The organism is Burkholderia sp. AU16482, assembly GCF_002223285.1.
Lineage (GTDB): Bacteria > Pseudomonadota > Gammaproteobacteria > Burkholderiales > Burkholderiaceae > Burkholderia > Burkholderia semiarida.
The window spans coordinates 36,584-60,760 of the sequence record NZ_NKEY01000008.1; the positions used below are offsets into that span (position 1 = coordinate 36,584).

Below are 24,177 nucleotides of genomic sequence, written 5' to 3' on the forward strand. Positions count from 1 at the left end.
GGCGGCTCGCGTCAGGCCATCCCCCTCAACCAACCCAGCAACGCCGCCTGCGCACTCCCGTCCGCCACCGGCGCCGGCGTCAACAGGTAGTAATCCGATCCATCCTCGACAAATCCCATCGGGGCAACCAGTACACCGCTTTCGATATCGTCGCGCACCAGGTGCCACGGCCCGATCGCCACCCCCAGCCCCGCGACGGCCGCCTGCAAACTGAAGTAGAAGTGATCGAACCGCTGCCCGCGCCGGCCCGCGGCCGGCTGATTCGCGGCCACCGCCCATGCATTCCACGCGTCCGGCCGCGTCCGCGCATGCAGCAGCGCTGCGTCGTGCTTCAGCGCACGGGCGCCGCGACGCGACGCAAACCATGCGCCGACCTTGTCCGGCCGGCAAACCGGCCCCACCCGTTCGGCGAACAGATGCTCGGCGTGATACGCCGCCGGCCACGCGAAATCGTTGCGACGAATCGCCATGTCGATACCGCCGTCGAACGAGAACGGCCCGCCCGCGGCGGCCAGATGGATGTCGACGCCTGCATGCCGCGCCTGGAAATCCGGCCAGCGCGGAATCAGCCAGCGCATCAGCAGCGTCGGCTCGCACGACAGGACCGACCGCCGCGTACGGGCGGCCTCGGCGCGCAACGTGTGGGCGGCGTGGCGCATCAGCCCCAGGCCATCGTGGACGGCCTGGGCGAGCGTGCGGCCCGCCTCGGTCAGGAACACGCGACGACTGCGCCGCTCGAACAGCGCCACGCCCAGATCGTCCTCGAGCAGACGTACCGCGCGGCTGACCGCGCCGTGGGTCAGGCACAGCTCGTCGGCCGCGCGGGTGAAATTCTCGTGGCGCGCCGCCGCCTCGAAACAACGCAGCGCCATCAGCGACGGCAAGCCGGTACGGATCGATTGTGATTCAGACTCACCATTCCGGTCAGAAATCATCGTTTTTCCCGATGAATCACGGTGGGTAAGATTGTGCCACCAAGACATCGATCGCGGGAGCGACGCCATGACCGAGTTGATAGTCGTAGTCACCATTACGCTGCTGGCCGTCATCAGCCCCGGCCCGGACTTCGCGATGGTCACGCGCAACAGCCTGATGCTGTCGCGTCGTGCCGGCGTGCTCACCGCATGCGGGATCGGGCTCGGCGTGATCGTCCACGTGAGCTACACGCTGCTGGGCGTCGGGCTCCTGATCCGTCAGTCGCCGTGGCTCTTCAATGCCGTCAAGCTGATCGGCGCGATCTATCTGATCTACCTCGGCGCAAGAATGCTCATGACGAAAGCCGGCGATGCGCAAGCCGACGCCGCCGTCGCGCCGCTGTCCGATCTCGCCGCGCTGCGCACGGGCTTCCTGACCAATGCGCTGAACCCCAAAACCACGGTATTCATCGTCAGCCTGTTCATGCAGGCCGTCCGGCCCGACACGCCGTTGATCGTGCAGATCGGCTACGGCGCATTCATCGTGGGTGCACACGCCGGCTGGTTCAGCCTCGTGGCGATCTGTTTCTCGGCCACGCGTGTTCGCGATCGCCTGCTGTCGCTGCGGCACTGGATCGACCGCACGTTCGGATGCCTGCTGGTGGGCTTCGGCGTCGCGCTCGCCATCGCACGTGGCGGGCGCTGACGCTCGACCCGCGGCGCATGCGCGGCGCCGATTGCCCGACGCCCGTATGCACGGCGCTCGTATGCACGGCGCCCGTGTGCACGGCGCCGGCAACCTCAGAACGTACGCGCGATCGCCCGTGCTTCGTCGATCGCCCGGCTCCGATCGACCTTCCCGTCCGGGCCGAACAACGTGCGCTCGACGACGATCCCGGTGATGTCCGTCACGCCCACGAACTTGAGCCACGTTTCCATGTAAGGGCGCTGCAGATCGAACTCGGCGGCCGGCGTAAACGACCCCGGCGACTGATAGGCAAGCCCGCGCGCGTAGACCACCGCCGCCTTTTTCCCGGCCAGCTTGCCGGTAAAACCCGTTTCGTCGAACGTGAACAACACGTCCTTCTGCGAGATCACGTCGATCAGATGCTTGAGCTTGTACGGAATGCTGAAATTCCACAGCGGCACGCCGAACAAAAACCTGTCCGCTTCGTGGAACGGCGCCGCGAGCCGTTCGATCTGCCGCCACGCGGCCGCCTGCTCCTGCGTCAACGCCGTGCCGCTCAATCCCGCATATTTCGCGGCCAGCGCGGCCCCGTCGAATTCGGGCATCGGCAGATCCCAGATGTCGAGCTTCCGGATCTCGTGATCGGGATGAGCCTGCCGGTAGGTGTCGAGAAATGCATCGCACACCTCGATGGATGCCGAATAGGCCTTGTTGGGTGAGCCCTCGATATAGAGCACGCGTGTCATGGAGCCGGTCCTTGTCAGGAGTGACGGCGGCGCGCCCCATGCGCGCTCGCCCACCGTGCTTCGCAGCCTAGCGGGTGAGCCTATAATCTGGAAACGATATTAATTGATCGAATTAACCCAAACGGGTGATGAATGAACCCTCCCCTCGACACGGCGCTCCTTCATACGTTCGTCGCGGTCGCCGACGTGCGCAGCTTCACCGGCGCCGGGCGCCGGCTGAATCTCAGCCAGTCCGCGGTCAGCGCGCAGATCGTTCGCCTCGAAGAACAGGTCGGCCAGGCGCTGCTCGTGCGCAATACGCGCAGCGTCACGCTGACCGGGCATGGCGAAACGCTGCTCGGCTACGCGCGCGCGATGCTCAACCTGAGCGAGGAAGCGCGGGCAAGGCTCGGAACGGGTCAAGCGGCCGACGTCAAGCTGCGGATCGGCGTATCGGAGGACTTCGCGGGCGGCTGGCTGCCCGACCTGATGCGCCGCCATGGCGCCGCGCGGCGCGGCCTGCGGCTGGATCTCGCCGTCGATATCGGCGACAGCCTGTTTCGCCGGCACGCACGCGGCGAATTCGATGTCGTGATCGGGAGCCGCTGCTCGCACGCGGGCCACGGCACGACGTTGTGGCAAGAGCCGCTCGCCTGGGCATTCGCGCGCCACGAGCCGCTTCCGGAAGGCGACGTGCCGCTCGCGTGCTTCCCCGATCCGTGCCCATACCGCGGCGCCGCGATCAAGGCGCTCGCGCTGGCCGGCATGCGCTACCGGATCGCGTGCGAAAGCCCGAGCGTGGCCGGCGTGCTGGCGTTCGCACGGGCCGGCATCGCGATCGCGCCGATGCCGCGCAGCGCGATCGACGACACGCTGCGGGAACTGGGGCCGCCCGAGGGCTTGCCGCGGCTGCCCGATATGGAATTCGTGATGATGCACGACCCGCGGATGCCGGCGGCCGTCGAATTCGCCGCGACGATTCTGGACGAGACGGCGGCCCGCACGGGCGCCGGCAAGCGCCGCCATCGTCACGGTGTCACGCCTGCATGAACGCCCACGGGCCGCGGCGCCGGCACATGCGGAAGGCCGCGCGCCGTGCGTGGCGCGGCCGCGGTGCTACCGCGCGGGACGCAACGCGAAACCCGTCAGCGCGCCGGCGACACAGAGTACGCCTACGTACAATTCCGGCGCGTGCGGATTCGTTTTCAGCATCAACGACACGAACACCGGCGTGAGGCCGCCAAACAGCGCATACGCGACGTTGTACGAAAACGAGATGCCGGAAAAGCGTACGGCCGGCGGAAACGCGCGCACCATCGCGACCGGAATGGCCGCGACCGCACCGACGAAGAAGCCGCACGTCGCGTAAAGCGGCAGCAGCAGCGACGCATCGACGGCGAGCCGCGCGGCCATCAACCAGAACGATGCACCCAGCAACAGGCAGCCGACGAAGATCGTGCGCGCCGCGCCGATTCGCCCCGCGATCGCCCCGGCGACGACGCATCCGATCGTCAGGCAGAACGTCGCGGCCGAATTGGCCTGCAGCGCGAGCGCGGGCGCGATATGGAAGCGCTTGGCGACGAGCGTCGGCGTCATCAGGATCACGACGACGATCGCCGCGGTGAGCGTCCAGGTGAGAATCATCGACGCGATCACCGCGCGGCCGTGGTCGCGCAGTACCGTCTTCAACGGCGCCTCGGCGACGAGCGCCCGGTTCCGCTTCATTTCGACGAATACGGGCGTTTCGTCGAGCCAGCGCCGCAACAGCGCCGACAGCACGCCGAACAGCCCCCCGACGACGAACGGCAGCCGCCACGCATACGCGTCGATCGCGGCCGGTGAATAGTGATGGTTGATCGCGGACGCGATCAGCGAGCCGAGCAGGATGCCGAGTGTCAAGCCGCCCGTGAGCAGCCCGCACGCGTAGCCGACATGGCGCGGCGGCACGTGCTCGGCCACGAACACCCACGCGCCGGGCACTTCGCCGCCCACCGCCGCACCCTGCAACAGCCGGCACACCAGCAGCAGCACGGGCGCGGCGATCCCGAGGGACGCGTAGGTCGGCAGCAGGCCCATCGCGAGCGTCGGCAGCGCCATCAGCATCACGCTCAGCGTGAACATCCGCTTGCGGCCGACGAGATCGCCGAAGTGAGCCAGCACCACGCCGCCGAGCGGCCGCGCGAGATAGCCGGCGGCAAAAATGCCGAAGGTCTGCAGCTGGCGCAGCCAGTCGGGAATCGCCGGCGGAAAGAACAGCTGGCCGATGACGGCCGCGAAGAATACGTAAATCACGAAGTCGTAGAACTCGAGCGCGCCGCCCAGCGCCGCGAGCACGAGCGTTCGGTGATCGCTGCCGGTCAGCGGGCGGTTCGGTACGGCCGGAAGCGAAAGCGGATGGGTGGAATTCATCTTCTGAAAAGGTCCGGAGGAAGGGGAAGCGGGTGACGCCGACGGCGTGCTACTGGCTAACAACACCTGAGCAGTAGCGGTCATTCCATTGCGTGACGATGATTCGGCACACGGTTCGAGACCGGTCGCCGCCCCATCGGGAATAGTTGGCGCGACTCGCGTGTTCTATACCAATGGGTGGGCCCGTTGGCCCGGCCCGTCACATGCGGATACCGCATGCATGACACGTCGACGGTTTCCCCTCTGGAGCAATCATGCGGTTTGCGGTTCTCGGCGCCGGCGCGGTCGGCTGCTACTTCGGCGGCATGCTCGCGCTGCACGGCCACGATGTTGTGTTCATTGGCCGGCCGCTTCACGTCGACGCGATCCGCGCCCACGGCCTGCGCCTGCATACGCGCACGTTCGACCAGCGCGTGCCGGTCGACGCATCGATCCAGACCGACGCGGCCCGATCGGCCGAGGTCGTCCTGGTCTGCGTGAAGTCCGGCGATACCGCCGACGCGGCACGCGCGTTGCGCGACGTGCTGGCCCCGCACGCGATCGTGGTCAGTCTGCAGAACGGCGTGGACAACGCCCCGCTGCTGCGCGCCGAGCTCGACCGCCCCGTCATTTCGGCTGCCGTCTACGTGGCGAGCGAGATGGCCGGCCCGGGCTATTTGCTGCACCATGGCCGCGGCGATCTCGCGATCGAGGCGTCGCCGTCCAGCGAGCGGCTTGCGCACGTGCTGCGCGAAGCGGGCATTCCGACCCGGATCGACGACGACGTGCGCGCCACGCTCTGGCGCAAGTTCATGCTGAATTGCGCGTACAACGCAATTTCCGCGATCGTGCATCTGCCGCTCGGCGAGATGCCGCATCGCGACGCGCTGCGCGCGACGATGGGCGCGGCCGTCGCCGAGTGTCTCGCCGTGGCGGCCGCCGAAGGCGTCCATTTCACCGAGGGGCCGGCGGAGATCGTCGCGCAAATCGAAGCGACGATTCCCGCCGGCCAGTATTCGTCCACCGCGCAGGATCTCGCGCGTGGCAAACCGTGCGAGATCGACCACCTGAATGGCGCGATCGTGCGGCGCGGGCTGGCCGCGGGCATCGATACGCCGGTCAACCGGACGCTCCATCTGCTCGTGAAGATGCTCGAAGCGAAGGCCGCGGCCCGCGCGTGACGGGCGGCGGTCGATGCAAACGCGCTTGCGCCGTGCAGGTTCGCCGCACCGCTCCCCGGTCAGCCCGCTTCGTCACCGGGTCGCGGCGTTTGCCGTTGCGCACCGCCGGATACCGCCGGTCATTCCCGTTCGGCGAACAATCGCTCGAGCGCGGCGGCGATGCCTGCACCGTACGCCGGGTCCGCCCGCGAGCAGTTGTCGATGTGACGCTGCCGCACCGCCGGCGACACGCCGGCAATCTGCCGCGCGGTGGTGTCGAACAAACGCTGCCGCTGCCGTGCGTCCATCAGCCGGAACAAATCGCCGGGCTGCTGGTAATGGTCGTCATCGACGCGATGATCCCAGTGCGCGGCCGCGCCGTCGAGTTCGAGCGGCGGTTCGTCCAGTTGCGGCCGGTCCGACCACGCGCCGCTGCTGTTGGGCCAGTACGCGGGCGCGCCGCCGAGATTACCGTCGGTGCGCATCGCGCCGTCGCGGTGGTAGCTGTGGAACGGGCACTTCGGCGCGTTCACCGGAATATGCGCGAAGTTCACGCCGAGCCGGTATCGCTGCGCATCGCCGTAGGAAAAGAGGCGCGCCTGCAACATCCGGTCGGGCGAATAGCCGATGCCCGGCACGACGTTCGCGGGCGAGAACGCGGCCTGCTCCGTCTCGGCGAAGAAATTGTCCGGATTGCGGTTCAGTTCGAATTCGCCGACCTCGATCAGCGGAAATTCGGCCTTCGGCCATACCTTGGTCAGGTCGAACGGGTTGAACCGGAACGCTTTCGCCTGCGCATCGGTCATCACCTGAATGTACAGCGTCCAGCGCGGGAAATTGCCGGCCTCGATGCTGTCGTACAGATCGCGCTGATGGGTTTCGCGGTCCTTCGCGATCAGCGCCTCGGCCTGCGCGTCGGTCAGGTTCTCGATGCCTTGCTGCGAGCGGTAGTGGAATTTCACCCACGTCCGTTCGTTCGACGCATTGATCATGCTGTAGGTATGGCTGCCGAAGCCGTGCATGTGCCGGTACGAGCGCGGAATGCCGCGCTCGCTCATGACGATCGTCACCTGGTGCAGCGCTTCGGGAAGCAACGTCCAGAAATCCCAGTTGTTTTCCGCGCTGCGCATGCCCGTGCGCGGGTCGCGCTTGACGGCATGATTGAGATCGGGAAAGCGCAGCGGATCGCGAAAGAAGAACACCGGCGTATTGTTGCCGACGATATCCCAATTCCCTTCCTCGGTGTAGAACTTCAGCGCGAAGCCGCGGATGTCGCGCTCCGCATCGGCCGCGCCGCGCTCGCCGGCCACCGTCGAGAAGCGGACGAACATCGGCGTCTGCTTGCCGATCCCGGAGAACAGTTTCGCCTTCGTATACCGCGAAATGTCGTGCGTCACGGTGAAGGTGCCGTATGCGCCGGCGCCCTTCGCATGCATCCGGCGCTCCGGGATCACTTCGCGATCGAAGTGCGCGAGCTTCTCGATCAGCCAGACGTCCTGCAGCAACGCGGGGCCGCGCGGGCCGGCCGTCTGAATGTTCACGTTGTTGCTGACTGGTGCGCCGTTCGCATGCGCAAGCTCGCGCGGAACCCGATTCTCTGACATGTCCAGTTTCCCCCAACCGTCTGCGGTTTCGATTCGTCGGTCGCGCGCATCCCGCCACGGGTTCAGGTATCGCGCGTCGTGAGGACGGCCGTCGGCCGATCCATGCATCGATTAGAAACGGGCGATGTATCCGGGATTTGTCTGGCGTGTATCCGTTTGTACGCGCCGCGCCGTCACGCCTGTTCGGACCATGCCGGCACGCACCCGCAATGCGGTGAAGCCGTAGCGGCATCGTCGCGCGCCGCACGGGATCGCCTCATCGCGACATCGCGGTGCCGACAACCTCGGCGTGCCCATTCGTATCGCTTACGATCGTTCATCGTCGGCGATCCGCTCGCCGAGCGCGCCGAGGTCCGTCTCGCCGGACGCCGCGATCAGCGCATAGGCCAGGCTGGCCCGGCGCCAGGTCACGACGTCCATGTTGCCGACCTGACGAAGGCCGAGCGCGGTATCGGGTCGTTCGTCCTTCATCACGCACAGCGCGACGGGCAGGCCTTTCTCGGGCAGATAGACGATCTGCACGAGCGGCTTGCGGTTGAAGTTCAGGCGCTGGATGCGCTTGAACGTCAGACCGGCCGCGCGCAAGTCCGGAATCCGGATCGGCAGCCCGTCGACACGGTGAACGCTGTCGACCGTACGCGCGACGGCAGCGAGATTCGATGCGTCGGACGCCACCGTATCGCGCGTGTAAAGCTGCTGGTAGTTCACGGCCGCCGTGATCCATGGCGACATCGTCGCCTGCGCGGTCACGGATTCGCGCTGGGCCGCGACACCGCGCACAGCCGTGTCCGGGGCGTGGCGCAGGATGGCGCCGCAACTGAACGCGCCGGCGACGAAGGCCACCGCGAGCCACGGCACCATCGCGCGCATGGGCGAGCGCCCGGGCGGCGAGGCCGGCACCGCGGCGCGCCGATCGTCTGCGTTCGCGAACGGCGCCGCCGGCGCGGCATGCGCGTGCGCGAGCCCGTCGACCTCGCGGACGAGGCGCGGCGGCACGGGCGGCACCAGCTGTCGCTCGAACGCACGCCGATACGGCAACACCGACGCTTCGAACAACGCAACGCGCGCGGCGATCTCTGCCGACGTTTCGATCGCCCTGTCGACTTCGGCGCGTTCATGCGGCGCAAGTTCGCCATCCACGTATGCCATGAGCAGGATGTCGTCCATTTTCATGCCCCCTGGTCTTCGGCATTCGCCGCGCGCGTTGCACGCGGTGCGCCTTGCTCGCCGAACAGCGCACCGATCGCCTGGCGTGCACGCGACAACCGGCTCATGACCGTGCCGAGCGGTACGTCGAGTACGTTGGCCGCTTCCCTGTACGTGAAACCCTCGACGCCGACCAGCAACATGACGACGCGCTGCGCTTCCGGCAACTGCTGCACCGCCCGGACGATCTGTGCATCGAGCGCCTGCTGCTCGAAGGTTGACGCCGCGGGATCGGCCACGGTTTCCAGCAGTTCATCGTCCCAGTCCATGCCCGCGCGCCGCCGCACGCTGCGCGCGCGAAGCTCGTTGAGCCACGTGGACTGGACGATGGAGAACATCCAGCTGAGCGGCGCGGTTTCCGGCTGCAACTGATGGGCGCGTTCGAGTGCGCGCACGCACGCACACTGCACGAGATCCTCGGCATCGTGCCGATCGCCGGCGAGGCGCAGCGCGAAAATCCACAGCCGCGGCAGCATTGCGGGGAGCATCGCGGACAGTTCGGCGGCGGTCATCGACGTCGAGCCCCCCGCGGTTTCGCCGGGCCGGCGTTGATCGACTGCAGTATCTGACGTGTGTGCATGGGTGTTGGCGAAATTGACCGGGCAGCGCCCCTCCAGCCCGTAAACAGCTGGACAGCCCGGATATTCCATCTGCATCGCGATGTATCCATGCCGCGCACGTACGCAATACGATACAAATCGGTCGGCACGCGGCCGACATGGGTTCGCCCACGCACAGGTTTTTCCAGGAGAATGGCGCTGCAACGGCGAGCACCCTTTCGCGTGTTCGTCCAGGACAACTTCCACGGAGAGACTACCGATGTACCGACATGCACTCGCCACGCTGGTCTTCACCGGCATCGCGATCTCGAATGCAGCGTGCGCGCAGACCATCAAGCCGATCAAGGCGTCGGCCTCCGACCTGGCCGGCGCCATCTTCGCGCGCGGCGACGCGGCGAAGCAGGATGCCGCTCCCGGGCACGATGCGGATGCCGTGACGTTCACGTCCACCGACACGGCCTTCCAGACCGGCGTGTACCGATCCGGGCCCTCGCACGAGGAAATCGCCGGTCCGCAAGGGCTGCCGTACAACGAATTCCTGTACTTCCTGTCCGGCAGCGTGAAACTGACGTCGTCCGACGGTTCGGTGATGGTCGTGAAGACCGGCGAAGCGGTCACGCTGCCGAAGGGATGGACCGGGCATTTCGACACGCCGGGCTATACCAAGCTCTACGCCACGTACAACCCCGACGACGCGAAACCCGCCCCCTCCGCCTCGCAACCTCCGGCAGCGGCGCGATAGCGCACGGGGCTCAGCACGCCGCCGGCGCCATCCGCTTCCGGTGTTCGACGATGGAAAGTACCAGCGCCGCCAATCCGCATGCGGCGATGAGCGTGAGCAGCATCGTCCGGCCCAGGTTGACCAGCACCAGGCTGCCGAGCGCCGGGAAGCCGAACACGCCGACGAAATAGGACGCGACGAACCACGTGAGCACCGCGTGCCGGTGCCGCGTGTGCGCGCTGTTGACGGCTTGCGCCTGCACGATCGGATAGATCAGGCCGTAGCCGGTGCCGAGCAGCACGGCGCTGGCCGAGTGAAGCAGCGCGTTGTGCGGCACCGCGAACGTCACCGCGACGCTCAGGATCATGAAGCCGAGGAGGATCTGCGTGGTCGCGTCGACGCGCATCCGGATCACGAGCGCGCCGAGCAGCCAGCGAATGATGACGACCGTCGCCGAATACAGGCCGAAGAACGTTCCGGCCTTCACGCCGGTTTCCGTCGCCATCGACATCTGGAACGTCATCAGCCCCGAGAACACGCTCGAGCCGAGCGCGATGATGGCGATCGGATAGATCGCGTTCGTGCGGGCGATCGCCGCCATCTCGCGAACCCACCGGTCGCGCGCCGGCCGTGCGGCCGGCGGCGACGCCGGCGACAGGCGGCCGAAATACTCGAGCATCAGCGCGGCCATCGCGCACAAGCCGCCGACGGTGCAAAACACGGTGCCGGTCGTCCAGTGCCAGTTGCGTATCGCGAGCGCCGCAACCGCCGGCCCGCCGCCGACGCCGGCCATCTGGAACGACCCGAACCGCAGGAACCAGCGCTCGCGCTCGTGATCGGTGGTGCGCTCGGCGAGCATCATCGGCGCGGCCAGATAGAAGCCGCCCCAGCCGACTCCGACGAGCAGCCCGGGCACGGCGCTCAACGAGCCGGTGCGCCCGATCAGCGCGAAGCCGACGACGCCCGCGCCGACCATCAGCGCGGCCAGCGCGGTGGTGCGGGCCGTGCCGATCCAGCGGGCCAGCCACGCGACGAGCGGCAGGCCGAGCAGCGCACCGACCAGCGCCTGGACGAGCGCGATGCCGGTATCGATCTCGCCCCCGCCCGCCGAGCGGAAATGCATCGACAGCAGGAACGTCGCGCCGTATCCGCACGCGGTCAGCAGCGCGCCGAGCAGCACGAACGACGCGACGCGCGGGGACATCGTATCCGCACCGGCCATCACGCCCCCTGTTCGTTTCGACATGCCGTATCGGCTCACGCGACCGCAAGCGGCAGCGTCACTGTCGCCTCGAGGCCGCCGGTGCTGCGATTGTTCAATTGCAGTTCGCCCTGCATCGCCCGCGTCAACCGACGCGCGATCGCGAGCCCGAGCCCCGAGCCCGGCGCACGCGCGGCCGTCTGCGGCGCGCGGTACCACGGCTTGAACACCGCCTCGAGCTCCGCCGGCACGATGCCCGGCCCGGAATCCACGACCGTCAGCATCACGCGCCGCGCGTCGACCTGCACGCATACGCGAACGTCGTCCCCATAACGCAATGCGTTGTCGATCAGGTTGACGAGCACACGGCGCAGCGCATGCGGGAAGGTCACGAGCGGAAGGCCCACGCGTCCGTCGAGGCCGATGCGCTGGCCGGCGTCGCGATAGTTGCCGACCAGCGCACCGAGCAGCGCATCGGCGTCGACGCGGCGCGGCGGCTCCGGCACGCTGCATTGCAGCCGTGCGCACACAAGGCTCGCCTCGACGAGCTCATTCATCTCCGCCAGATCGCGCTCGATCGCGTCGCGCAACGCGCCGTCCTCCAGCATCCCGCTGCGCAGCATCAACCGCGTGAGCGGCGTACGCAGATCATGCGCATAGGCGGCCAGCACGTGCAGCAATTCCGTCATGCGCTCGGCGTGCTGGCGGTGCGCGCCGTCGATCGCGCGCGCGAGTTTCGCCACCGACGGCGCACCACGCTGGATCAACGTGTCGGGCAGCGATTCGATGCCGTTGTCCCCGATCGCATCGGCCAGGCGGCCGACGGTCGCGTCCAGTCTCATCAGGCGGAGCAGCTTCAGCCCCAGTACCGCCGCGACCAGTGCAACCAGGCCCGCGAATGCAGCGGCGATCAACAGCTCGTGCGTCGCCGCCGTCTGCCACGTGCGCGCGAGCATCGCGCGCACGTCGTACATCGCCGCCGCAGCCAGCAGCACACCGGTTGCGAGCATGAAGCGCACCGGCCAGACGACGAACTCGCGCGCATGCGCGAAGATCGTGCGGACGAGGGTGCGCAGCGCGCGCGTGAGCCTGGACTCAAACAAGGCTTCTGACGATAAAGTCGGAAAGTTCGCCATCTTGGTTCTCCTGTCGCCGTCGCCGCGGACGGTACGAGACAGATGAAAACACGCAGCGGGGCCGCGCACCATCAAACAAGCGGCCATTCATCCCCTACGAAGGTTTAGGTTGGCAGCGCGGCACGGCCGCCGATCAGACGCAACCGAGCGCGCGCGCGAGCCACGTTTCGAGCTCCCGCGCATCGAGCGGCTTTTCCAGCAGGCACAGCGCGGTGCTCGCGCGCACGCGCTCGCGTTCGCGCGCCGTCGCGAACGCCGTGACGAACAGGGTAGGAATGCGCAGGCCCAGCGCGTCGATTCGCGCCAGCAGGTCGATGCCGTCCATCGCCGGCATCTGGACGTCGCAGATCAGGCAACCCGCGCGGCGCGACACGTCCGACGCGAGGAATGCCGCTCCCGACGCGAACTCGCACGCGTTCCCGCCCAGCGACCGCACGAGGCTTCTCACGGCGGCGCGCACGAACGGGTCGTCGTCGACAATCGCTACGAGATCGGTGGCTGAGAGTGAAAGAGGCATCCGTGCTGATGGCGAGGGGAACGGACCGGCCCGTCCCACATACTGCGATCCAGATCGCCAGCATACCCGCGCGCTGCCGCGCCGCCACCATATCTACGTATGGGTCGACCTTGCGCCGACCGCGCTCGGCCCGGGCCGGTTCACGCTAATCGCCGGCGGGCAGCTCGATGCCGAGCGCACTCATCTTGCGCACCAGTTCGGCGACCGAACGGCATTTCATCTTTCGCATCGCCTGGCCGCGATGGATCTTCGCCGTGATCTCCGCAATGCCCATGTTCCCCGCCACCTGCTTGTTCATCAGCCCCGTCGCGACGTGTTGCAGCACCTCGCGTTCGCGCGGCGTCAGCGATTCCCAGCATGCGCGCAGGTCGAGCAGCGACTGGCTGGCCTCCAGGCGCTTCGCGTCGCGCTCAAGCGCCGCCACCACTGCATCGATCATTTCCTGGTCGTGAAACGGCTTGGTCAGGAAATCCACCGCGCCCGCCTTCATCGCCTTCACCGTCATCGCGATGTCGCCGTGCCCCGTCATGAAGATGATCGGCATCTGCGGACCGCCGTTCTCGACCAGCGACTTCTGGAACGCGATCCCGCTTTGCCCGCGCAACCGCACGTCGAGCACGAGGCACGACGGGCCGCTGCCCTTCGGCGCCGCGAGAAATGCTTCGGTCGACGCAAATGCGTGCACCTCCAGGTCGATCGAGCGCAGCAGGCCGGTCAACGCGGCCCGCACGAATTCGTCGTCGTCGACGACGTAGACGACACGGCCGCTTTGGTCTCCGGATGAAGGCGCCACGTTTGGCATTCTGATCTCGGGCATTGCAATTCTTCGCTTGTGAATGTGCTGGAGCGGCCGCGGTCGGTTCGACGGCATCGCGACGCACGCCGCGCGGCGCGCGGCACCCTTGAAAACACGCACCCCCCGCGGATTATTCCAGCCGCCCTCCGCCGCGGCAACCGCGGGCCGCGCACCCGCGGTTCATGCCCCGCCTCGACTTCGTCACGCGCGCGGCACTCGCGCGTACGGCGGCGCCAGCGCGCAGACGAACGCGAACGGCGCCTGCCCGACCCGCTCCGCTTGCGCCCGCCGTCGCGCGCATCTGTATCCGCATGTATCGGGTTTTCGCATCGATACATGACCTTGCAAAACGGCGCGCACCGGACACATGCGAGATACCTGCCAGGCGCTCAATACACACACGGCGGCACCTGACGCCAACCACGACGCGGCGGCCGCATTCGGGCGTCGCCATCGGGTGCCGCGACGACGTTCCCATCCATCCCGCTCCAGGAGATTCACATGAATGCCTCGAAAATCACCTTCGTGCTCGCCGCCCTTGCAACCACCGCATCGGTGTACGCCGCGTCCCCCGCCGAATCGGCCGCCGCCGGTTACGACGCACCGGCTGCCACGCAATGGGCGCCCGTCGCCGCGATGCCGAAGACCCGCTCGGAAGTCCGCCACGAGCTCGCGCTCGCGCGTCGGAACGGCGAGCTCGACGCGCTCAGGAAGCTCTATTCCGGGCATTGATCGCCCGTCCTGCCAACCGGCCGGGTACCGGCGCGCACCGCCGGCATCCGCGCCGTCACCGCGTTGCCCCCGCGACTTCGGGCACGCCGCCTTCCCATGAAGCGAACCGAACTTGCAACGATGCTTCCCGACCTGCTGCCGCGCCTGCGGTCGTTCGCGATGCGGTTGACCGCGAATCGACACGACGCGGACGAGCTCGTGCAGCGCGCCTGCCTTCGCGCCCTCGAACGCGCGCATCAGTTGCGGGCCGGCACATCGCCCGTCAGCTGGGTCTTCTCGATCATCCATTCGATCTGGCTCAACGAACTGCGCCGGCGCAATCATCGCGATCGCCTGCTGCTCGAATGGAGCCACGCAGCGGCGGAGACGGTCGCCGATCCGCGCGCCGCATCCGAGACGCGCGTCGCCGTCGGCCAGATCCTCGCCGCCGTCGAGCGGTTGCCGGCATCGCAGCGCAGCGCGCTGCTGCTCGTGAGCATCGACGGACTCAGCTATCGGCAAGCCGCCGCCGCACTGGACGTCCCGGTCGGCACCATCATGAGCCGGATATCGCGGGCGCGCAAAGCGATTCGCGTCGCGCTCGATGCATCCGGCACGGCGCACGCGCGGCTTGCACGACCGGCCGCGGAATAAACCGCGCGCGTCGCGTGTTCAGTGTAGGCAAGCGCTTCCGCGACGACGGAGGCACCCGACCCTTCACGACTCGAAACCCACATGTCAGCGCTCTCCAGGATGCTACTCGTCTATGACGGAACCGATGAGGCCCAGGCCGCGCTCGCGCGATGTTCGGCGCTGTCGCGCGCGCTGTCCGCCGCGGTCGACGTCGTGGCCGTGGTCGACCCGGCAACCGCGAACGCGCAGTCGGCCGGGCTGCTCAGCGATCTCGCGCACCGTCGTCTCGAGGAGTTCGCCCGCGACGAACTGCAACGCGCGCTCGGCACGCTCGCCGACGACGGCATCGTCGCGCGCGGCTTCGTGCGCTTCGGACGTGCGGCCGATGCCGTCGCCGCACATGCGATGACGACGCGCGCCGACCTCGTCGTCGTCGGGCACCGGGCCCGCAGCGGAATCGCGCGCTGGTGGCGCGGGCGCCCCGTCCATTTCGATCTGGCCGAGCGCCTTCGCGGCGTGTCCCTGATCGTCGTGACGGTCGATGCGGCCTAGGCCCGTCACGCGGCCGCCTCGACCCTCTCGACCGCGTCGTGCACCGGTGCGTCGCTGCATGGCGCAATGGTCGCGGCGAGGATCATGCGCTGCCGATTGGCACTCAGGCAGACATCGCTCGCGCGCGGACGAAACACGCGGTCACCGCGCTCGATCGCGCGCCCCGTCAACGCGCAGACCGCCGGCGCGCGTGCGCGGCTCCTGCACCAGATCTGCTCGGTGTATCGCCCCGAACGCGCATCGCTCCATGACACGCTGATCAACGACGACGAAAGGCGCTCGATCACCGCGATCGCGGAAAGCGGCTCGTCTCGCGCGAATGCGCGATCGTCGTCGTCCAGGCGCAAGCCGAGGCGACGCGACTTGTATCGCGTGCGCTGCGCCTGCAGGCACACGTCGCGTTGCTCCAGCGAAGGATGGAGGACATTGATCAACGTGCGAATCATGATGTCTGCTTCAGGCAGTGTCGCCATCACCCTTTCTCCCACCGATCGGGTCAGTCGTATGAAAGCGGGCGCACGCATGCCGCCGGCGATGCGCCCGCGCGTCGCTCAGGCGCCGCCTTCCTCGCGCAGCGTGAGCCGGCTGTTGACCGACGTGACGCCGCGCACCTTGCGCGCCGCCTCCACCGCCAGACGATCCTGGTCTTCGCTCGTGATCTGGCCCGACAGCGTGACGCGTCCGGTCGCCGCGTTGCCGAACACCGCGATCGGCATGCCTTCCAGCCCCTTCGTCCGGTACAACGCCTTCTCGACCGTGCGCGAGAACGTGCGGTTGGCTGCCCGTACCGCCTTCTTCGACGTGCCGGCCGCCGGCGTCGACGTGACCGCGGCGTTCGCGCCGGCCGTATCGAGCCGCTCGTCGGCGAACGCGCGCAGGTTGACGCCTGCGATCAGGACGACGGCCAGGCCGCCGGTTACGACGATGTGTCGGAGTTTCATGATGGATTCCTTGGATGTCTGGTATCGAGTCGACCACTACGCATGTGCCGGTGACCTGCATCGTCACGATGCGAACGGATCGCGCGTGCGCAGCTTCGCGCATCGGGCACGACGCATGCCGCGGAACCGTCGCCGTTGCGATCCGTGTACCGGTGGATCGAGCATAAGGGGATGCGTCGACGCGCTCCATAGCATCTGCAGGTGTTCGGGGTGATGCATCGGCATGAGGTATCGCATACGTTGGTATAGGCATCCGGTCCGTTCATGTGCATCCGCTCGCAGTCGAACCAGGCGCGCTCACATCGGAAACAGCGGAAGCGTCACCGTTGCCCGCGTTCCGCCGTCCTGCCGCGGCGTCAGCGCGAGCTGACCGTGATGCGCGTCGACGATGGATTTGCAGATCGACAATCCCATGCCCATTCCGTGCGGCTTCGTGGTGAACAGCGGCTCGAAGAGACGCGCGGCCAGCTGCGGATCGAAGCCGTCGCCGCGATCGTCGATCCGGATGCACACCCGGTTCCGGTCCGACTCGCACGTCAGTACGATGACACGCTCGTGCTCGGGCGTGCGCAGCATGGACTCGGCGCCGTTCATCAGCAGGCTGATGATCGCCTGCTGCAACTGCGTGCGTTCGCCGTGCATCGGCAGCGGCGCCGCGCATCCGTCGATCCGCAAACGCACCTTCATCGCGTCGAGCGTGCTTTCCAGGATGTCGGCCGTCTCGCGCAGTGCATCCGCGAGATCGAACTCGGCGAACACCGGCGCCGCCTGCCGCGCCTTCGCGCGCAACGCGCTGATGATGGTCCGCGCACGCACCGCGCATGCGCAGATGTGCGCGAGCATCTCGCGGGCCGCGTCGATATTCGGCACGCCGCGATCGAGCCAGTTCAGCCCGGCGCGCGCGGACGTGTCGATCGCCGTGACCGGCTGCGCGACCTCGTGCACGATCGACGCCGCCAGCTCGCCGTACGCGGTGAGCCGGCCGACGCGATCCATCTCGGACTGTGCGTCGCGCATCGCCGCTTCCATCGTGGACAGCCGCGCGTGCTGCACGGCAAGCTCGTCGCGCAACCGCAGGTTCTCCAGGACGAACCCCGCGTGCAGCGCGATCATCTCCACGAGCGCGACCTTCGCCGGCGTGAAGATGCCCGGCAAGTCGCCGTGTTCGAGATACAGCGCACCGAGCAATGCGCCGTTGCATCGGATCGGCACGCAGATCACCGCGCGCGGCTTGCGCCGGCGCACGTAGTCGTCGGTGCGCCATTGGTCGGCCGCGCAGGCATCGCGCAGCACGAGCCCGTTGCGCAGGTGCACGGCGGCGGCGACGATCGGAACCGGCAGTCGATCGGCCGGCGGTCGCTCCCGGCGCGGCGCATTCGGCGCGGTCGCGTCGGCGGCCCGCTCCCAGCCGCCTTCGCGCAGGACCGCGATCGCCCCCCACGTGGCCGCCGCGCCGTGCATCGCGGCATCGAGCAGCGCGCCGATGCGCGCCGCCGGCGGCACCTCGTCGGCCATCGCGCGCGACACGTGACGCAACACGTGCATGTCCGGCGCGAGCAGCGATCGACCCATCAGTTCGTCGAGGACCGGGCTCATGTCGGGACCGGCCGCGTCGGCGGCCGATTTCCACACCGTCCGCGCAGCGAAAGCGCTGCAGGAATCGTCGAGTTCGTTGTTCATGCGTCTATCTCCCGCGTACCGGATTTCGGCCTCGTCCGACCTGAATTCTATGTTTCATGTAGTGAGTACTCCACAAACGAATGTTAGCAGCACTTTCTCGAAATAAAAATGTGAAGATACGTTTCCGGTGCGTTGTCCGGCGGCCAACCACCCCCAAACCACAACGATAAAGCATTGATTTATATCGATATTTATCTTTTGTTGCGCACCGCTCGCGAGATCAGTAGAATCCTCACATTCATGTAGCGTTCCCTGTATCAAATTCAAGGAATGCCGCCATCTCGGGTATTTTCATGCGGCATGGCCATACGGCCGTGCCGGTGTAGGAACGGTATGACTCAGGCAGCAAAAGGCAAGGCGGTGCGCGGAACCGGTGTCCGGGAGGCAGCGGCACAGGAAACCCGCGACAAGATCCTGCGCGCGGCGACCAAGGTGTTCGCGCGCTACGGCTACGAAGGCGGCAGCGTGGAGCGGATTTCCAGGCTGGCGAAGTCCTATGACCGGATGATCTACTACTACTATGGGAGCAAGGAGGGGCTGTTCGTCGCGGTGCTCGAGGGCATCTACCGGCGGATGGACGAGGCGGAGCTCAGGATGGCGCCCGATCCTTCCGATCCCGTCGAAGCGCTGAAGTCCGTGATCCGCTTCAAACTGGACTACTATTGGCGCAATCCCGATTTCATCACGCTGCTCAATACCGAGAACCTGCACCAGGGCAAGCACTTGTCGAAGCTCGAGCGGCGCGGCGAATATTCGTCGCACGCGGTGCAGATCGTCACACGGATTCTCGACAGCGGTGTCGAACAGGGGTTGTTCCGCAGCGGGTTGAACGCGCGCGACGTATTCCTGCTGATCATTTCGGCCGCGTATTTTTATACGTCGAACCGTTATACGCTGTCCGCATTCCTCGGCGAGGAACTGAACGCGCCGGATGCCATGCGCCGCTGGGAAGCGTTCGTGATCGACAGCGTGCTGCGGGTCGTCCGCAAGGATGCATCGACCGGCGATTGAATGCGTTGCGTGCCGAGATCGGCGCGCGTAATCATGAAGATTCCCACACCGTCGTGATGAACTATCTTCGCGCCCACACCCTCGACGAAGTACTCGGCGCGCTCGCCGCCGAACCGCGGCCGCGCATCGTGTGCGGGGCCACGGACGTCTTCGCGGAGCTCGCGCTCGTGCCTGCCCGGTCGTCATGGCTGGACGTCAGCCGCATCGACGCGCTGCACGGCATCGCGCTGCGCGACGACGTCGTCCGGATCGGCGCGGCCAGCACGTGGGCCGCGATCGCGCGCACGGCATGGCTGCCGACGGCGCTCACGGAAGCCGCCGCCACCATCGGGCCGCGGCAGATTCGGGTGCAGGGAACGATCGGCGGAAACGTGTGCCACGCGTCGCCGGTCGCGGACGGCATCCCCGCGCTGCTCGCGCTCGACGCGCACGTCGAACTGGCGAGCGTGCGCGGCGTGCGGTGCTTGCCGTTGGCCGAATTCCTGCTCGGCAACCGCGTGGTCGCGCGCGATGCGGACGAACTGCTGGTTGCCGTGCTGTTCGTACAACCGCCCGTGCACGATCGCACGTCGTTCATCAAATACACGAATCGCGACGGCCCGGCGATCGCCGTCGTATCGGCTGCCGCGCGGCTGCGCGTCGATGCCGCCGGCACGATAGCGGCAGCGGCCGTCGCCGTGGGCGGCGCATCCGGCGTCGCGCGCCGGATGCGGGCGCTCGAGGCCGCGCTGGCCGGCCGCCGGTGCGACGACCTGGCCGACACGATCGCAGCGGCGCCGCTCGCGGAGCTGACGCCGGTCGACGACTGCCGCGCGACGGCAGTGCATCGCCTTCATCTCGCGCGGCTGGCCGTGTCGCGCGCCTTCACATGCTGCATCGAGGAGAACGCCCGTGGCCCACTCCCCGCCTGACCCGCTTGCCGACGTACGCGATACGACAGCGGACGACAGCGCTCCGGCTCGCCCCGAGCCGGACTGGTTCGAACTCAACGGTACGCGGCGCGGCCTGCCGGCAGACCGCGCGCAGCGGCTGATCGACCACCTGCGCGCGGACCTGCGCCAGTTCGGCACCAAGGAAGGGTGCCGCCAGGGCGATTGCGGCAGTTGCACGGTGATCGTCGACGGCGAGGCGCGCTACGCGTGCCTGATTCCCGTCGCGCAGGTCGCGGGGCGCCGCATCGTCACGGTCGAAGGCCTGGCCGACGGCACGCGGTGCGGCAGCCGCCTGCAGGACGCGTTGCTCGCCCATCAGGCGGTGCAATGCGGTTTTTGCACGCCGGGCATGCTCACCGCGGCGGCGGCCGCGATCGACGCCGGCGAAGTCACCGACCGTGCGAGCGCGCGGGCCGCGATCGACGGCGTGCTGTGCCGCTGCACGGGTTACCAGAAGATCGTCGATGCCGTGACCGAGGTCGGCTGCGGGGCGGCCGCGCGCGGCCGGACGCCCGCGCCGGCCGAAGGGCCGTCCGTCGGCGTCCCGCTCACGCGCCTCGACGGCCCCGGGAAAGTCGACGGCAGCCAGCGCTTCGGCGCGGATGCGTATCCGGCCGACAGCCTGTTCCTGCGCGCCGTGCGTTGTCCGCATCACCGCGCGCGTTTCACGTTCGGCGACCTCGCCGCATTCGTCGACGCGCATCCGGGCGTGCATCGCGTCCTCACGCACGCCGACGTGCCCGGCCTCAACGTGCACGGCGTCGCGACCCCGTATGCGGACCAGCCCGTGCTGGCGGAGCACGAGGCGCGCCACCATCTCGAAGCGGTCGCGCTGGTGGTCGGCGAGCGCGCGGCGATCGCCGCGCTCGACCTCGATCGCTTTCCGGTGCGGTGGGAACCGCTGCAGCCGGTTCTCGCGGTCGACGATGCGAGGCGTGACGACAGCCCGCAACTGCACGCCGATCGCCCCGGCAACGTGCTGATCGAGGGGCTCGTGCGCCGCGGCGATGCCGAGCGCGCGTTACGGGACGCCCGCCACGTCGTCACGGCCACGTTCGCATCGAGTTTCGTCGAGCATGCGTATCTCGAACCGGAGGCCGGCTGGGCGAGACGCGTGGGCGACACCGTCGAGATTCATTCGTCGACGCAAGCGCCGCATCCGCATCGCGCCGATCTCGCGCGCATTCTCGCGATCCCGCCCGAACAGGTGCGCGTCGTCGCGACGGCGGTCGGCGGCGGCTTCGGCGGCAAGCTGGACATGACGGTCCAGCCGCTGCTCGCGATCGCGGCGTGGCATCTCGGGCGGCCCGTCGCGATGGTGTTCTCGCGCGAGGAATCGATGGCCACGTCGACCAAGCGCCATCCGGCGCGCATCACGTCCAGCATGGCGGCCGATGCCGACGGCCGGCTGCGCGCGGTGACGTTCGACGGCGACTACAACACCGGCGCGTTCGCGTCGTGGGGAACGGCCGTCGCGAACCGCGTGCCCGTGCATGCCGGGGGGCCGTACGTGATTCCCCACTACACGGCGCGCTCGCGCACGATTCATACCCACGTCACGCCGGCCGGCGCCTTTCGCGGCTTCGGCGTGCCGCAGACGACGATGTCGCAGGAACAGCTGATCGACGAGCTCGCGTTCGCGACCGGCATCGATCCGCTCGAATTCCGCGCGATGAACGCGCTGCGGCCCGGCGACGCGCTGCCGACGGGCCAGGTGCTCGACGACAGCGTGGGGCTCGTCGCGTGCCTCGATGCGCTGCGCCCCGCGTGGCGCGACGCACACGCGCGGCTCGCGACGCTCAATGCGGCGTCGCCGGGGCATCTGCGCCACGGCGTGGGCGTGGCCGCCTTCTTCTACGGCTGCGGCAACACCGCGTTGCCGAACCCGTCGACCGTGCGCTTCGGCATCCGGCCCGACGGCACGATCGTCCTGCACCAGGGCGCGGTGGACGCCGGCCAGGGCGCGAACACCGTCATTCCGCAAATCGCCGCCGACGCACTCGGCGTGCCGGTCGACCGCCTGCACTTCGTCGGGCCGGACACCGCACTGTCGCCGGATTGCGGCCGCACGTCGGCGTCGCGCCAGACCCTCGTCACCGGTCGCGCCGCCTTTCTCGCCGGCACGATGCTGCGCCGCCGGCTGCTCGCGTTCGCCGGCGCGGCTTCCGATGCGCGCATTTCGGCCGATGCGTGCGGCATCGCCGTCGACGGCCGTCCGCTCGATCTGCGTGCGCTGCCGGTCGACGCGCACGGCTACGCGATCGCGGCCGAGGAAAGCTTCGATCCGCCCACCACGTCGCTCGATGCGGCGGGGCAAGGCACGCCGTACGCGACCTACGCGTTCGGCGCGCAAATGGCGGAAGTCGCGGTTGATTGCGACAGCGGGCGCGTGCGCGTGGTGAAGGTCGTGGCCGCGCACGACGTCGGCAGGATGGTGAATCCGACACTGCTCGAAGGCCAGATCGAAGGCGCGGTCGCGCAAGGCATCGGCATGGCGCTGATGGAGAAGTACCGCCCCGGCGAGGGCAACAATCTGCACGACTACGTGATTCCGACGGTGCACGACATGCCCGACGTGCAGTCGATCTTCATCGAGGCGCCGACGGCTATCGGCCCGTACGGCGCGAAAGGCATCGGCGAGCCGGCGCTGGTTCCGACGGCGGCGGCCATCCTGAATGCGATTCATCATGCAACCGGCGTGCGCATCCGCGAAGCCCCCGCCACGCCGGACGTCGTGCTGCGCGCGCTCGCCGCCCGCACCTCGGTTGCCGCGCTTCGATAGCGGCGTTCCTACCTGGCGAACAAGAACGATGACGACAACGAGACAAGCCGATCAAGCATCGCTGGGCGCCGCACGGCGCTCGTCCTGGTACGCGGAACTCGATCCGGCCGGCAAGCGCGCCTTCAAGGCCGCATTCGCCGGCTGGGCGACCGATGCGTTCGATTTCATGGTGTTCAGTTTCGTGCTGGCCTCGCTGATCGACCTGTGGGGTCTCGATCGCGGCAAGGCCGGGCTGTTGAGCACCGTGACGCTGATCTTCTCGTCGGTGGGCGGGTGGATCGCCGGCATCCTCGCGGACCGCTACGGGCGCGTCAAGGTATTGCAAGGCACGATCCTGTGGTTCTCGGTCTGCACGCTCGCGATCGGCTTCGCGCAGGACTTCGAACAGATTTTCGTGCTGCGCGCGCTGCAAGGACTCGGCTTCGGCGGCGAATGGGCGGTGGGCGCCGTGCTGATCGGCGAGACCGTCGCACCGGCCCATCGCGGCAAGGCGGTCGGCCTCGTGCAGAGCGGCTGGGCCGTCGGCTGGGGCTGCGCGGCGGTGCTCTACGGCATCGCGTTCTCGGTGCTGCCCGAGTCGCTCGCGTGGCGCAGCCTGTTCTGGGTCGGCATCGTGCCGGCGCTGCTCGTGCTGTATGTGCGCAAGCACGTGGCGGAGCCGGAAGCGTTCGTGCAGGCCGACGCCGCGCGCCGGCAAGGCGCGGGCCAGCCGTCGGTGTGGACGATCTTCTCGCGTTCGCACGCGCGCCGCACCGTGCTGGCCGCGCTGCTGTGCACCGGCATCCAGGGTGGTTTCTATGCGATGTCCACGTGGCTGCCGGCCTTCCTGAAGATCGAGCGGCACCTGTCCGTGCTCGACACCGGCGCGTACCTGTTCGTGATCGTCGTCGGGTCGTTCTGCGGCTATGTCGTCGGCGCGTATCTGTCCGACTGGTGGGGGCGCCGACGCAACTTCATGCTGTTCTCGGTGCTGTCGCTCGCGTCGGTGTGCCTGTACCTGACGCTTCCGCTTTCGAATGCGCAGATGCTGTGGCTTGGCTTTCCGCTGGGCTTCTCGTCCTGCGGGATCTTCAGCGGGGTCGGCGCATACCTGACGGAACTGTATCCGTCGACCGTACGCGGCAATGCGCAGAGCTTCACGTACAACTTCGGCCGCGGCATCGGCGCGCTGTTTCCGAGCCTCGTCGGCGTGCTGAGCCATTCGCTGGGGCTCGCGTCCGCGATCGCGATCTTCGCCGGCGCGGCCTATGGCGTGGTGCTGCTGGCGGTGCTGCTGCTGCCGGAGACGAAGGCCCGGTCGCTTTGAGTCCCGGGCGGCC

The 24,177-nt window shown here is 68.0% G+C and carries 24 protein-coding genes; 11 read left to right on the forward strand and 13 right to left on the reverse strand.

Annotated elements, in window-relative coordinates; translation table 11 throughout:
* Positions 1-11: 11 nt before the first annotated feature.
* Positions 12-935 carry a LysR family transcriptional regulator gene (locus CFB35_RS29560; protein ID WP_089465937.1) on the reverse strand — a complete coding sequence of 308 codons (924 nt, stop codon included), beginning with the start codon at positions 933-935 and terminating at the stop codon, positions 12-14.
* Between the two features lie 67 nt (positions 936-1,002).
* On the opposite strand from CFB35_RS29560, the gene CFB35_RS29565 reads away from it, so the two are divergent.
* Positions 1,003-1,620, forward strand: coding sequence for a LysE family translocator (locus tag CFB35_RS29565; protein WP_089465938.1), 618 nt, complete (start codon positions 1,003-1,005; stop codon positions 1,618-1,620).
* A gap of 95 nt (positions 1,621-1,715) precedes the next feature.
* On the opposite strand, the gene CFB35_RS29570 is transcribed toward CFB35_RS29565, so the two are convergent.
* Positions 1,716-2,348 carry an FMN-dependent NADH-azoreductase gene (locus tag CFB35_RS29570; protein WP_059639007.1) on the reverse strand — a complete coding sequence of 211 codons (633 nt, stop codon included), beginning with the start codon at positions 2,346-2,348 and terminating at the stop codon, positions 1,716-1,718.
* A 132-nt stretch (positions 2,349-2,480) separates the two neighbouring features.
* Between CFB35_RS29570 and CFB35_RS29575 the strand changes: the two genes are divergently transcribed.
* Entirely contained in the window at positions 2,481-3,377 is an 897-nt protein-coding gene (locus CFB35_RS29575; RefSeq protein ID WP_089465939.1) for a LysR substrate-binding domain-containing protein, read from the forward strand.
* Positions 3,378-3,443: 66 nt separating this feature from the next.
* Here the strand turns inward: CFB35_RS29575 and CFB35_RS29580 are convergent, their stop codons facing one another.
* Entirely contained in the window at positions 3,444-4,736 is a 1,293-nt protein-coding gene (locus CFB35_RS29580; RefSeq protein WP_089465940.1) for an MFS transporter, read from the reverse strand.
* A 254-nt stretch (positions 4,737-4,990) separates the two neighbouring features.
* Between CFB35_RS29580 and CFB35_RS29585 the strand changes: the two genes are divergently transcribed.
* On the forward strand, positions 4,991-5,896 hold the full coding sequence (locus CFB35_RS29585; RefSeq protein WP_089465941.1) for a ketopantoate reductase family protein: 906 nt from the start codon (positions 4,991-4,993) through the stop codon (positions 5,894-5,896).
* Positions 5,897-6,015: 119 nt separating this feature from the next.
* On the opposite strand, the gene CFB35_RS29590 is transcribed toward CFB35_RS29585, so the two are convergent.
* From CFB35_RS29590 to CFB35_RS29600, 3 genes are all read right to left on the reverse strand, one after another.
* Positions 6,016-7,479, reverse strand: a complete 1,464-nt coding sequence (locus tag CFB35_RS29590) for a catalase (protein WP_059639003.1) — start codon at positions 7,477-7,479, stop codon at positions 6,016-6,018.
* Positions 7,480-7,785: 306 nt separating this feature from the next.
* Positions 7,786-8,652, reverse strand: a complete 867-nt coding sequence (locus CFB35_RS29595) for an anti-sigma factor (RefSeq protein ID WP_089465942.1) — start codon at positions 8,650-8,652, stop codon at positions 7,786-7,788.
* Positions 8,649-9,197, reverse strand: coding sequence for an RNA polymerase sigma factor (locus CFB35_RS29600; protein ID WP_059639001.1), 549 nt, complete (start codon positions 9,195-9,197; stop codon positions 8,649-8,651). Before CFB35_RS29600 ends, CFB35_RS29595 begins: the two co-directional genes overlap by 4 nt.
* A 307-nt stretch (positions 9,198-9,504) precedes the next feature.
* Here CFB35_RS29600 and CFB35_RS29605 point away from each other — a divergent pair, with 307 nt between their 5' ends.
* Positions 9,505-9,987, forward strand: a complete 483-nt coding sequence (locus tag CFB35_RS29605; RefSeq protein ID WP_089465943.1) for a cupin domain-containing protein — start codon at positions 9,505-9,507, stop codon at positions 9,985-9,987.
* A 10-nt stretch (positions 9,988-9,997) separates the two neighbouring features.
* Here the strand turns inward: CFB35_RS29605 and CFB35_RS29610 are convergent, their stop codons facing one another.
* From CFB35_RS29610 to CFB35_RS29625, 4 genes are all read right to left on the reverse strand, one after another.
* On the reverse strand, positions 9,998-11,191 hold the full coding sequence (locus CFB35_RS29610) for an MFS transporter (protein ID WP_089465944.1): 1,194 nt from the start codon (positions 11,189-11,191) through the stop codon (positions 9,998-10,000).
* Positions 11,192-11,223: 32 nt separating this feature from the next.
* The gene (locus CFB35_RS29615; RefSeq protein WP_089465945.1) at positions 11,224-12,303 is read right to left on the reverse strand and encodes a sensor histidine kinase KdpD; all 1,080 of its coding nucleotides are present in this window, start codon (positions 12,301-12,303) and stop codon (positions 11,224-11,226) included.
* A gap of 133 nt (positions 12,304-12,436) precedes the next feature.
* The gene (locus tag CFB35_RS29620) at positions 12,437-12,820 is read right to left on the reverse strand and encodes a response regulator transcription factor (RefSeq protein ID WP_089465946.1); all 384 of its coding nucleotides are present in this window, start codon (positions 12,818-12,820) and stop codon (positions 12,437-12,439) included.
* Between the two features lie 145 nt (positions 12,821-12,965).
* Entirely contained in the window at positions 12,966-13,637 is a 672-nt protein-coding gene (locus tag CFB35_RS29625; RefSeq protein ID WP_373453025.1) for a response regulator transcription factor, read from the reverse strand.
* A gap of 480 nt (positions 13,638-14,117) precedes the next feature.
* Here CFB35_RS29625 and CFB35_RS29630 point away from each other — a divergent pair, with 480 nt between their 5' ends.
* The 3 genes from CFB35_RS29630 to CFB35_RS29640 all read left to right on the forward strand — a co-directional run bounded on the left by CFB35_RS29630 (position 14,118) and on the right by CFB35_RS29640 (position 15,512).
* Positions 14,118-14,348, forward strand: a complete 231-nt coding sequence (locus CFB35_RS29630) for a DUF4148 domain-containing protein (protein ID WP_059638997.1) — start codon at positions 14,118-14,120, stop codon at positions 14,346-14,348.
* A gap of 96 nt (positions 14,349-14,444) precedes the next feature.
* A complete protein-coding gene (locus CFB35_RS29635) occupies positions 14,445-14,981 on the forward strand; it encodes an RNA polymerase sigma factor (RefSeq protein WP_059579252.1) in 537 nt (178 codons plus the stop codon).
* 81 nt (positions 14,982-15,062) lie between these two features.
* Positions 15,063-15,512: a universal stress protein gene (locus CFB35_RS29640; protein WP_226094162.1), complete on the forward strand. Its 450-nt coding sequence runs from the start codon at positions 15,063-15,065 to the stop codon at positions 15,510-15,512.
* Between the two features lie 5 nt (positions 15,513-15,517).
* Here CFB35_RS29640 and CFB35_RS29645 read toward each other — a convergent pair whose 3' ends face one another.
* The 3 genes from CFB35_RS29645 to CFB35_RS29655 form a co-directional block, all read right to left on the reverse strand.
* Positions 15,518-15,985, reverse strand: a complete 468-nt coding sequence (locus tag CFB35_RS29645; RefSeq protein WP_060009116.1) for a DUF3331 domain-containing protein — start codon at positions 15,983-15,985, stop codon at positions 15,518-15,520.
* 78 nt (positions 15,986-16,063) lie between these two features.
* A complete protein-coding gene (locus CFB35_RS29650; RefSeq protein WP_059579260.1) occupies positions 16,064-16,453 on the reverse strand; it encodes a BON domain-containing protein in 390 nt (129 codons plus the stop codon).
* Positions 16,454-16,750: 297 nt separating this feature from the next.
* Complete coding sequence (locus CFB35_RS29655; protein WP_089465948.1) at positions 16,751-18,133, reverse strand: sensor histidine kinase; 1,383 nt, start codon at positions 18,131-18,133, stop codon at positions 16,751-16,753.
* A gap of 333 nt (positions 18,134-18,466) precedes the next feature.
* On the opposite strand from CFB35_RS29655, the gene CFB35_RS29660 reads away from it, so the two are divergent.
* The 4 genes from CFB35_RS29660 to CFB35_RS29675 are packed head-to-tail and all read left to right on the forward strand — an operon-like array spanning position 18,467 to position 24,164.
* Complete coding sequence (locus tag CFB35_RS29660) at positions 18,467-19,144, forward strand: TetR family transcriptional regulator (protein ID WP_059579268.1); 678 nt, start codon at positions 18,467-18,469, stop codon at positions 19,142-19,144.
* A 56-nt stretch (positions 19,145-19,200) separates the two neighbouring features.
* Positions 19,201-20,055, forward strand: coding sequence for a xanthine dehydrogenase family protein subunit M (locus CFB35_RS29665; protein ID WP_089466022.1), 855 nt, complete (start codon positions 19,201-19,203; stop codon positions 20,053-20,055).
* Entirely contained in the window at positions 20,036-22,858 is a 2,823-nt protein-coding gene (locus CFB35_RS29670) for a molybdopterin cofactor-binding domain-containing protein (RefSeq protein WP_089465949.1), read from the forward strand. Before CFB35_RS29665 ends, CFB35_RS29670 begins: the two co-directional genes overlap by 20 nt.
* Before the next feature lie 28 nt (positions 22,859-22,886).
* The gene (locus CFB35_RS29675) at positions 22,887-24,164 is read left to right on the forward strand and encodes an MFS transporter (RefSeq protein WP_089465950.1); all 1,278 of its coding nucleotides are present in this window, start codon (positions 22,887-22,889) and stop codon (positions 24,162-24,164) included.
* Positions 24,165-24,177: the final 13 nt, after the last annotated feature.

Bases quoted from the DNA above. Each gene is read 5' to 3' on its own strand.
- CFB35_RS29615 (WP_089465945.1), bottom strand. From the start codon at position 12,303: ATGGCGAACTTTCCGACTTTATCGTCAGAAGCCTTGTTTGAGTCCAGG.
- CFB35_RS29620 (WP_089465946.1), bottom strand. From the start codon at position 12,820: ATGCCTCTTTCACTCTCAGCCACCGATCTCGTAGCGATTGTCGACGAC.
- CFB35_RS29590 (WP_059639003.1), bottom strand. From the start codon at position 7,479: ATGTCAGAGAATCGGGTTCCGCGCGAGCTTGCGCATGCGAACGGCGCA.
- CFB35_RS29645 (WP_060009116.1), bottom strand. From the start codon at position 15,985: ATGGCGACACTGCCTGAAGCAGACATCATGATTCGCACGTTGATCAAT.
- CFB35_RS29675 (WP_089465950.1), top strand. From the start codon at position 22,887: ATGACGACAACGAGACAAGCCGATCAAGCATCGCTGGGCGCCGCACGG.
- CFB35_RS29650 (WP_059579260.1), bottom strand. From the start codon at position 16,453: ATGAAACTCCGACACATCGTCGTAACCGGCGGCCTGGCCGTCGTCCTG.
- CFB35_RS29640 (WP_226094162.1), top strand. From the start codon at position 15,063: ATGTCAGCGCTCTCCAGGATGCTACTCGTCTATGACGGAACCGATGAG.
- CFB35_RS29580 (WP_089465940.1), bottom strand. From the start codon at position 4,736: ATGAATTCCACCCATCCGCTTTCGCTTCCGGCCGTACCGAACCGCCCG.
- CFB35_RS29660 (WP_059579268.1), top strand. From the start codon at position 18,467: ATGACTCAGGCAGCAAAAGGCAAGGCGGTGCGCGGAACCGGTGTCCGG.
- CFB35_RS29655 (WP_089465948.1), bottom strand. From the start codon at position 18,133: ATGAACAACGAACTCGACGATTCCTGCAGCGCTTTCGCTGCGCGGACG.
- CFB35_RS29575 (WP_089465939.1), top strand. From the start codon at position 2,481: ATGAACCCTCCCCTCGACACGGCGCTCCTTCATACGTTCGTCGCGGTC.
- CFB35_RS29595 (WP_089465942.1), bottom strand. From the start codon at position 8,652: ATGAAAATGGACGACATCCTGCTCATGGCATACGTGGATGGCGAACTT.
- CFB35_RS29570 (WP_059639007.1), bottom strand. From the start codon at position 2,348: ATGACACGCGTGCTCTATATCGAGGGCTCACCCAACAAGGCCTATTCG.
- CFB35_RS29565 (WP_089465938.1), top strand. From the start codon at position 1,003: ATGACCGAGTTGATAGTCGTAGTCACCATTACGCTGCTGGCCGTCATC.
- CFB35_RS29585 (WP_089465941.1), top strand. From the start codon at position 4,991: ATGCGGTTTGCGGTTCTCGGCGCCGGCGCGGTCGGCTGCTACTTCGGC.
- CFB35_RS29635 (WP_059579252.1), top strand. From the start codon at position 14,445: ATGAAGCGAACCGAACTTGCAACGATGCTTCCCGACCTGCTGCCGCGC.
- CFB35_RS29560 (WP_089465937.1), bottom strand. From the start codon at position 935: ATGATTTCTGACCGGAATGGTGAGTCTGAATCACAATCGATCCGTACC.
- CFB35_RS29600 (WP_059639001.1), bottom strand. From the start codon at position 9,197: ATGACCGCCGCCGAACTGTCCGCGATGCTCCCCGCAATGCTGCCGCGG.
- CFB35_RS29605 (WP_089465943.1), top strand. From the start codon at position 9,505: ATGTACCGACATGCACTCGCCACGCTGGTCTTCACCGGCATCGCGATC.
- CFB35_RS29665 (WP_089466022.1), top strand. From the start codon at position 19,201: ATGAACTATCTTCGCGCCCACACCCTCGACGAAGTACTCGGCGCGCTC.
- CFB35_RS29625 (WP_373453025.1), bottom strand. From the start codon at position 13,637: ATGCCCGAGATCAGAATGCCAAACGTGGCGCCTTCATCCGGAGACCAA.
- CFB35_RS29630 (WP_059638997.1), top strand. From the start codon at position 14,118: ATGAATGCCTCGAAAATCACCTTCGTGCTCGCCGCCCTTGCAACCACC.